Genomic DNA, 8,070 nt, shown 5'->3' with positions numbered 1-8,070 from the left:
GCAGCGCCTCAAGCGCCACAGCAGCTTTAAACTTGTCTGAAAAGTTCCGTCGCTTTGTCATTCTCGTATCCATTCGTGCGCGTTGGATACATCTTAGCACGCTGTCCAAATTTGCCGGACCACTTCAGGCGACCCGTTCGTGCTGATTCAGGCCCTCATGCTTGATGGCTTCGACGGCATCCACCGCGCACCCATCAAGGGTGATCTGCGGGTGTTCATGCCCACGTTCCAGCAGGAACAACTGGTCCACACCTGCGGCATGGCTTTGCTGACAGCGCGCGCTGAAAGCGATTTCTCGCCGCTTGACGCCTGTGGTCAGGCGCCCGACCGCGAGTATATGCGCCTGCCGCTGCAAGACCTGAGCGCGCTGGCCGCAAGCTTGAAACAGGAACGGGCGGCCTGAACCGCCCGCCTTGTCCCGCTGCCGCCTAGGCCGCCTGCGCCTTGGCGTGATAAAACCTGTGCCCGGCCTCCGCCATCTGGCGCAGCATGGCCGGCGCGCGGAACCGTGGTCCATACGCAGCTTCCAGACGGTCGCAGGTTTCCACGGCAAAAGGCGCGCCCAGCATGTCCAGCCATGAAAACGGGCCGCCCGACCATGGCGCAAACCCCCAGCCCATGATCGCGCCGACATCACCCTCGCGGATGTCGGTCAGCACGCCCTCTTCCAGCGCCCGCACCGCTTCCAGCGCTTGGGCGAACATCAGGCGGTGCTGCACCTCGGTCAGGTCGGGCTGCGCGTCGGTTTGTGGGTACTGCGCCGCCAGCCCGTCCCACAATTCCAGACGCTTGCCCTTGTCGTCATAGGCATAAAACCCGGATTGCGACTTGCGGCCCAAACGGCCTTGCTCGACCATCCAGAAGATCACCTCGTCGACATCGCCATCGGGATAGCTTTCGCCCATCGCAGCGCGCGTCGCCTTTGCAATCTTTGCGCCCAGATCCAGCGATGTCTCATCCACCAACTGCAACGGCCCCAGCGGCATCCCCATCAGCTTGGCGGCGTTCTCCACCAAGGCAGGTGCCACGCCTTCGCGCACCATCCGCATCCCTTCGTTCAGGTACGGAATGATGCAACGGTTGGCATAGAAGAACCGCGCATCGTTCACCACAATCGGCGTCTTGCGAATCTGGCGCACGAAATCGAGCGCCTTGGCCACGGCCATATCCTCCGTTTCGCGCCCCTTGATGATTTCGACCAGCGCCATCTTGTCCACCGGGCTGAAGAAATGGATGCCGATGAAATTGGCGCGCCGCGCGCTGGCCTGTGCCAGATCGGAAATTGGCAGGGTCGAGGTGTTGGTGGCGAAGATCGCATCCTCACCCAGCACGGCCTCGGCGCGGGCCGTGACCTCTGCCTTGATCTTCGGGTCTTCGAAAACCGCTTCAATGACCAGATCGCAGCCGTCCAGTGCTGCGTAATCGGTCGTCGGCGTGATCCGTGCCAGAACTGCGGCTTTGCCGTCCTCTGTGACCTTGCCGCGCTTCATCCCCTTGTCCAGAATGCCCTCGGCATGCGCCCGCCCGCGCTCCGCCGCGTCCTGCGCAGCATCGACCAGCACCACCTCTACACCCGCATTGGCGGCGACATAGGCGATCCCCGCGCCCATCATGCCAGCGCCCAAAACACCCAGCTTGCGCACCTTGGCGTCGGGCGCGTCGGGGCGGTTCGCGCCCTTTTCTAACGCCTCTTTATTAATAAAGAGTGACCGGATCATCGCCCCCGATGACGGGTTCATCAGCACGCTTGTGAACCAGCGCGCTTCTATCTTCAGCGCGGTGTCGAAGGGCACCAATGCGCCCTCGTAGACCGCTGACAGTAGCGCCTTGGCCGCCGGGTAAACCCCTTGGGTTTTCCCATTAATCATGGCCGAAGCGCCGACAAAGGTCATGAAGCCCGACGGATGGTAGGGCGCGCCGCCCGGCATTTTATAGCCCTTCGCGTCCCATGGCTTGACCAGATCGGCATCCTTGGCGGCCAGAACCCACTCTTTCGCGCGCGCCAGCAGATCTTCAGGGGCGACCACCTCATCCACCAACCCGGCGGATTTTGCGCGTTTAGGATCGACCAGCTTGCCTTCCAGCAAGAACGGCGCTGCGCCCATCGCGCCCAGTTTGCGCGCCAGACGCGTGGTGCCGCCTGCGCCTGGGAAAATACCGACCTTTATCTCTGGCAGCCCGATCTTGGCGCGCGGAGTATCAGCCACGAAAATCCGGTGGCAGGCCAGAGGCAGTTCCAGCCCGATTCCAAGCGCCGTGCCGGGCAGAGCCGCGACAATGGGCTTGCCCCCTTTCAGCGTTTTCGGGTCCATGCCCGCGCGTTCGATCTTGCGCAGGATGGCGTGCATTCCGTTGATTGCATCGAACACCTGCTTGGCCGGATCCTCATTCACCACGCCCTTGCCGGTCGCCAGAATGTTCAGGTCCATCCCCGCCGCGAAATCGGGCTTGCCAGAGGTGATGACCACGCCTTTGACAGCGTCATCGCCCAGCGCCGTTTCAATATGCGCTTCAAGCTGCGCGAACCCTTCCAGCGACAGGACATTCATGGATTTTCCGGGAACGTCCCAAGTGATGGTCGCCACGCCGTCGGCATCGGTCGAATAGGTAAATTCGGTCATGTCTGTCCTCCATCCGGCAGGTCACGCGGGCCGGTCCAGTCTGTGTCATCGTGATAGGTAAAACGCGCCTTGCCACCCGCGACATGCACCTTCATGTCGACCTGAGTGTAGGTTGCGATCTCCTCTGAAGCTTTCGTGCCCACGACCAAGAAACGCGCGGGCGCATCCGAGCGATTCTCAAACCTATGCCCCACGGGCACGCCTGCTTTCCACGCGGCGCAGTCACCCGACACCATGGGCGTTTCGCGCAGGCCTTCCGCCAGAACAAGATTCCCGTCCAGCACCATAGCGAATTCGTCCTCATTCAGATGCCAATGCTGTAGGGACGCCACCGCACCGGGTGCCAGTGTAACGATGTTGACACCAAACTGCGTCAACCCAGCCAACTCACCCAAGCGCAGCGATGAGCGCCCCGCCATCTCGTCGGCGTAGGGCTGGGGGTAGATCGAGCCGGTTCTCACCGGAGCTTTATCCGGATCAAGCTTTGGCATCACAGCCTCTCTATGATCGTGGCGGCACCCATCCCGGACGCCACGCACAAAGTGGCAAGACCGGTGCCCTGTCCGGTGCGCTCCATCTCATCCAGCAGCGTCCCGATGATAATGGCGCCCGACGCGCCCAGCGGATGGCCCATCGCAATCGCGCCGCCATTCACGTTCACCTTGCTGTCGGGCACGTCGAACGCCTGCATGAACCGCAGAACCACGGCAGCAAAAGCCTCATTCACCTCAAAGAGGTCAATATCGGAAATCTGCATTCCGCTGTCACGCAGTATCTTCTCTGTCGCGGGCACCGGGCCGGTCAGCATGATCGTCGGATCGGTGCCGATCTTGGCGGTCGCGCGGATCTTGGCCCTTGGCTTCAAACCATATTTTTCGCCAAAGGCTTTGCTACCAATCAGCAGGCCAGCCGCACCGTCCACAATCCCCGAGGAATTACCCGCGTGGTGGATATGTTCGATTTTTTCAAGGTGCGGGTATTTCATCAACGCCACTTTGTCGAAGCCGGGCATGACTTCGCCCATCTCTTTGAAAGCGGGCTTCAATGCGCCAAGGCTCTGCATATCGGTGCCGGGGCGCAGATATTCGTCACGTTCCAGAATCGGCAGGCCGTTGATGTCGCGCACCGGCACGATTGAGCGGTCGAAGCGCCCCTCCTGCCATGCGACCGCCGCACGCCTCTGGCTCTCAACGGCCAACGCGTCCGCCATGTCGCGGGTGAACCCGTATTCGGTGGCAATAATATCTGCCGATATCCCCTGCGGCACGAAATACCGCTCCATGGCGACGCTTGGATCCACGGCCACGGCGGCCCCGTCGGACCCCATGGCGACGCGGCCCATCATCTCGACACCGCCCGCGACATAGGCCTCGCCCGCACCGCCGCGCACCTGGTTGGCGGCAAGGTTCACCGCTTCCATGCCACTGGCGCAAAAGCGGTTGATCGACAAGCCCGGAACCTGCTCGTCAAATTCCGAAGCCATAACAGCGGTGCGCGCTAGGCACCCGCCCTGTTCCCCAACCTGTGTGGCGTTGCCCCAGATGACATCCTCTACCGCGCGCGTGTCCAGATCGTTGCGCGATTTCAACGCATCCAGCACCACGGCAGAGAGGCGCACCGCCGTCACTTCGTGCAGGCTGCCATCGGCACGGCCCTTTCCACGCGGCGTGCGGATCGCGTCATAGATATAGGCGTCGGTCATACTGTCCTCCTCGGGCCAAGATTGGCCAATGTCGTGTCGTGAGTATTTTTTGCAAGATGAAGCCCATGCCGAGTAACCGGCCGTTAAGGTTAACGCGCTAGCCTTCAGGGGCGGTACAGGCTGGAGAGCCGATGACCGCGCAAGGTGAAGTCGCCCCGTCTTGATGACGCCGGGCGCCGAGAGGCGGGGCGCACGGCCCTTCATCTTGCCCCAAATACTCCCGCCGGAGGCGTCCGTCCCATCCGGTTGCGCCAAGGCGTATCACTTCTTGCGCGCCTCCAATTCGGAATTGAACAACCGCAGCCGGTGGCCAAGGTTATCCGCATCTGTCACCGACTCGAAATTCTCGAACAGGAAGGATAGCGCCTCGCCCTCATCCAGCCCCGCTTCCTGCGCGAAGCGGCGCAGGCGGCGGTAGCCGTCTTCGGTCATGGCGGCGTTGAAGCGGCGGGTCAGGCGGAAGCGTTTCGGCATGATCTGTCCTTTCAGAAATCGGCCTCTGCCAATGCCATGACGGGGGCTGCGCCAGAGCGAATACGCGCCAGATGCAACGCGGTCGCAGGCAGTTGGCGGGCCATGTAATAGCGCGCGGTGGCAAGCTTCGCCTCATAAAATGCGGGATCGGCGGTGCCCGCGTCCAGCGCGGCATAAGCCGCGCGCGCCATGCGTGTCCACACCAGCCCCAAGCAGGCATGGCCAAACAGGTGCATGAAATCGGTCGATCCTGACAGCGCGTCGTTGGGGTTTTTCATGCCGTTTTCCATGAAATACTGTCCGGCCGCCTGCAAATCCTTGGAGGCCGCCTTCAGCGCCGCTCGGATATCTTCCATGCGCGGGTCGCCAGCGCCCGCAACCTCGTCCTTCACGAGCGCAAAGAAGGCCATGACATGTTTGCCGCCGTCCTGCGCCAGTTTGCGGCCCACAAGGTCCAGCGCCTGCACACCATTCGCGCCCTCGTAGATCATGGCGATGCGCGCGTCGCGCGCGAATTGGGACATACCCCATTCTTCTATGTAGCCATGACCGCCATAGACCTGCTGGGCCTGCACGCACATGTCGAAGCCTTTGTCGGTCAAGAAGCCCTTTATGACAGGCGTCATCAGCGAGATCAGGCCATCGGCCTCGGCATCCTGCCTGCGATGCGCGCGGTCGATCAGGCTGGCGCCCCACATGGTGAAAGCGCGCGCGCCCTCGACAAAGCTTTTCTGGTCCATCAGCACGCGGCGAATGTCGGGATGCACCAATAGTGGGTCAGCCGGCCCCTCGGGGTTTTTCGTGCCCGTCACGTCGCGGCCTTGCAGCCGGTCCTTGGCATAGGCGACCGCGTTTTCATAGGCGACGACCGCTTGCGCATAGCCTTGCAGGCCGACGCCAAGACGCGCTTCGTTCATCATGGTGAACATGGCGCGCATGCCCTTGTGCAGATCGCCCACCAGATAGCCGGTCGCACCGTCATAGTTCATGACACAGGTCGCGTTGCCATGGATGCCCATCTTGTCTTCGATGCTGCCAACGCTGACGCCATTGCGCGCGCCCAGGCTACCATCGTCATTGACCATGAATTTCGGCACGATGAACAGCGAAATACCCTTGGTGCCTGCGCCGCCGCCCGGCGCCTTGGCCAGCACCAGATGAATGATGTTCTCGGCCATGTCATGTTCACCGGCGGAGATGAAAATCTTTTGCCCTGTAATGGCATAGCTGCCATCGTCCTGCGGCTCTGCCTTGGTGCGGATCAGCCCCAGATCGGTGCCGCAATGCGGTTCCGTCAGGTTCATGGTGCCCGTCCAGTCAAGCGACACCATCTTGGGCAGATATTGCGCCTTCTGATCGTCCGAGCCGTGTGCGAGGATCGCCGAAATCGCGCCATGGGTCAGGCCCTGATACATGTTCAGCGCCATGTTGGCCGACACGAAAAATTCGCCCGTCGCAGAGTTCATGACATAGGGCAGGTTCTGGCCGCCGAATTCTTCGGGCAAGTCCAGCCCGTTCCAGCCACCCTCTTTGACTTGCGCGAACGCCTCTGCAAACCCGCTGGGCGTGCGCACGACACCGTTTTCCAGATGGCAACCTTCGCGGTCGCCGATGGCGTTGACAGGGGCGAGCACACCCTCGGCCAGTTTCGCGGCCTCTTCCAGAATTGCGGCAGTGGTGTCGCGGTCAAGCTCTTCATAGCCCGGAATATCGCTCTGGCCGATGCCCAGCACATCGTGCAGCACGAATTGCATATCTTTCACGGGGGCGGTGTAGCTTGGCATTCCTAGTCTCCCTTTATGCCCGCACTTATTCTGCGGCGCGCGGTCTGTCAGCGTGGGCCAGCACATCGGCGGCCCATTCAAGATCTTGTTTTAGTTCCGAAATCGCGTCCGCCAGCTCTGCGCGTTGGCGTTCCATATCGGACAATCGCTCCTGTGCGATGTCGTAGGTCTTGCGCAACTGCTTCAACTCGCTGTCATCGCGGTCATACATCTCCAGCAGTTGCCGGATCTGTTCGAGCGAGAAGCCGAACCGCTTGCCGCGCAGGATCAGCTTTAGCCGGGCTTGGTCGCGGCGGGTGAACAGCCGGTGCTGCCCGTCCCGCTGCGGGAACAGCAGTTCCTTCGCCTCGTAGAAACGCAGGGTGCGTGGTGTGACGCTGAAAGCGGCACACATTTCGCGTATGGTCTTGAACTCTTCAGGCATGTGACGGATCCCACTTCGCAAAGAACTTCTTGTGACCTTCGACGGTCACAAGACAACACATGTTGACGTTAACGTAAAGGACAACGTCGCGTCAACCGCTGCCTCTTGCCTTTGCCCGTGTCTCGCGTGCAGATAAGAGCATTCCAGCCGGAGTTTGCCGATGAATGCCCAAAACTTCATTAACGCCCTGCCATTCGCCAAGGCGCTTGGCATGCGGCTCGACAGTCTTGGCGATGGGCATGCCGAAATCTCTATGCCATGGGATGCGCGATTCGTAGGCGATCCCGTCACCGGGGTCATTCATGGCGGCGCGGTTTCTGCGCTGATGGACACCTGCGGCGGCGCGGCGGTTCTGTCTTATCCGGGTGCGCAAACCACCGCCACGATCGACCTGCGCATCGACTATATGCGCGCCGCCAAGCCCGGTGCCCGCCTTGTGGCCCGCGCCGAATGCTACCATGTCACACGCAACGTGGCCTTCGTGAGGGCAACCGCGCATGACGGGGGCGACGCGCCCTTGGCCAGTGCGACAGGCGCATTCACCTTCACCGGGCAGGAGCCGACGTCATGACCCCGCCCGAACCCGTCCAAGCCGTCAAGCAACGCCGCGACAGCGCTTTGGCCAGCCTTGTCGATGCTGTGCCCTATGCGCAATTCCTTGGCATCTATTTCGAGCGCCATGGCGATGAATTGACCGCCCTGCTGCCCTATGACGACAAGCTGATCGGCAACCCCGCGCTGCCTGCCATTCATGGCGGTGTCATCGCCTCTTTCCTGGAAGTGGCGGCAATTATAGAACTGCGGTGGACCACCATCTGGGCTGACCTGGAAGCGGGCCGACTGACCCCGGAAGAGATGACACAAAACCTGCCACGCCTGCCAAAAACCATTGATTTCACAGTGGATTTCTTACGCTCTGGCCTGCCGCGCGATGGCTATGCCCGCGCCCGGGTCAACCGATCGGGGCGTCGCTATGCCAGCGTGCATGTCGAAGCGTGGCAGGACAACCGCGCGCGGCTGTTCGCGCAGGCGACCGGGCATTTCCTGATGCCGCAGACCGGCTGA

The 8,070-nt window shown here is 61.6% G+C and carries 9 protein-coding genes; 3 read left to right on the top strand and 6 right to left on the bottom strand.

From position 1 onward, the window contains the following. The first annotated feature begins 157 nt into the window (after positions 1 to 157). Positions 158 to 403, top strand: a complete 246-nt coding sequence (locus ROE7235_RS09995; protein WP_147434194.1) for a hypothetical protein — start codon at positions 158 to 160, stop codon at positions 401 to 403. Positions 404 to 428: 25 nt separating this feature from the next. Here the strand turns inward: ROE7235_RS09995 and ROE7235_RS09990 are convergent, their stop codons facing one another. From ROE7235_RS09990 to ROE7235_RS09965, 6 genes are all read right to left on the bottom strand, one after another. Continuing rightward, on the bottom strand, positions 429 to 2,621 hold the full coding sequence (locus ROE7235_RS09990) for a 3-hydroxyacyl-CoA dehydrogenase NAD-binding domain-containing protein (RefSeq protein WP_121095166.1): 2,193 nt from the start codon (positions 2,619 to 2,621) through the stop codon (positions 429 to 431). Continuing rightward, positions 2,618 to 3,112, bottom strand: a complete 495-nt coding sequence (locus ROE7235_RS09985; protein ID WP_121095165.1) for a cupin domain-containing protein — start codon at positions 3,110 to 3,112, stop codon at positions 2,618 to 2,620. The genes ROE7235_RS09990 and ROE7235_RS09985 overlap by 4 nt, the downstream gene beginning before the upstream one ends. Beyond that, positions 3,112 to 4,323, bottom strand: a complete 1,212-nt coding sequence (locus ROE7235_RS09980; RefSeq protein WP_121095163.1) for an acetyl-CoA C-acetyltransferase — start codon at positions 4,321 to 4,323, stop codon at positions 3,112 to 3,114. Before ROE7235_RS09980 ends, ROE7235_RS09985 begins: the two co-directional genes overlap by 1 nt. Positions 4,324 to 4,584: 261 nt before the next feature. After that, positions 4,585 to 4,797 carry a hypothetical protein gene (locus ROE7235_RS09975; protein ID WP_121095161.1) on the bottom strand — a complete coding sequence of 71 codons (213 nt, stop codon included), beginning with the start codon at positions 4,795 to 4,797 and terminating at the stop codon, positions 4,585 to 4,587. Positions 4,798 to 4,808: 11 nt separating this feature from the next. Next, a complete protein-coding gene (locus tag ROE7235_RS09970; protein WP_121095159.1) occupies positions 4,809 to 6,581 on the bottom strand; it encodes an acyl-CoA dehydrogenase C-terminal domain-containing protein in 1,773 nt (590 codons plus the stop codon). Between the two features lie 25 nt (positions 6,582 to 6,606). After that, a complete protein-coding gene (locus ROE7235_RS09965) occupies positions 6,607 to 7,005 on the bottom strand; it encodes a MerR family transcriptional regulator (RefSeq protein WP_121095157.1) in 399 nt (132 codons plus the stop codon). Positions 7,006 to 7,165: 160 nt separating this feature from the next. Between ROE7235_RS09965 and ROE7235_RS09960 the strand changes: the two genes are divergently transcribed. After that, entirely contained in the window at positions 7,166 to 7,576 is a 411-nt protein-coding gene (locus ROE7235_RS09960; protein WP_121095155.1) for a PaaI family thioesterase, read from the top strand. Next, positions 7,573 to 8,070 (top strand): PaaI family thioesterase, encoded by a 498-nt coding sequence (locus ROE7235_RS09955; protein ID WP_121095153.1) that lies wholly within the window; start codon positions 7,573 to 7,575, stop codon positions 8,068 to 8,070. Before ROE7235_RS09960 ends, ROE7235_RS09955 begins: the two co-directional genes overlap by 4 nt.

It is taken from the genome of Roseinatronobacter ekhonensis, assembly GCF_900499075.1.
GTDB lineage: Bacteria > Pseudomonadota > Alphaproteobacteria > Rhodobacterales > Rhodobacteraceae > Roseinatronobacter > Roseinatronobacter ekhonensis.
Note: the sequence above shows the minus strand (reverse complement) of the source record. Positions and strands in the feature narration are given on the sequence as shown.

Bases quoted from the DNA above. Each gene is read 5' to 3' on its own strand.
- ROE7235_RS09995 (WP_147434194.1), top strand. From the start codon at position 158: ATGCTTGATGGCTTCGACGGCATCCACCGCGCACCCATCAAGGGTGAT.
- ROE7235_RS09990 (WP_121095166.1), bottom strand. From the start codon at position 2,621: ATGACCGAATTTACCTATTCGACCGATGCCGACGGCGTGGCGACCATC.
- ROE7235_RS09985 (WP_121095165.1), bottom strand. From the start codon at position 3,112: ATGCCAAAGCTTGATCCGGATAAAGCTCCGGTGAGAACCGGCTCGATC.
- ROE7235_RS09980 (WP_121095163.1), bottom strand. From the start codon at position 4,323: ATGACCGACGCCTATATCTATGACGCGATCCGCACGCCGCGTGGAAAG.
- ROE7235_RS09975 (WP_121095161.1), bottom strand. From the start codon at position 4,797: ATGCCGAAACGCTTCCGCCTGACCCGCCGCTTCAACGCCGCCATGACC.
- ROE7235_RS09970 (WP_121095159.1), bottom strand. From the start codon at position 6,581: ATGCCAAGCTACACCGCCCCCGTGAAAGATATGCAATTCGTGCTGCAC.
- ROE7235_RS09965 (WP_121095157.1), bottom strand. From the start codon at position 7,005: ATGCCTGAAGAGTTCAAGACCATACGCGAAATGTGTGCCGCTTTCAGC.
- ROE7235_RS09960 (WP_121095155.1), top strand. From the start codon at position 7,166: ATGAATGCCCAAAACTTCATTAACGCCCTGCCATTCGCCAAGGCGCTT.
- ROE7235_RS09955 (WP_121095153.1), top strand. From the start codon at position 7,573: ATGACCCCGCCCGAACCCGTCCAAGCCGTCAAGCAACGCCGCGACAGC.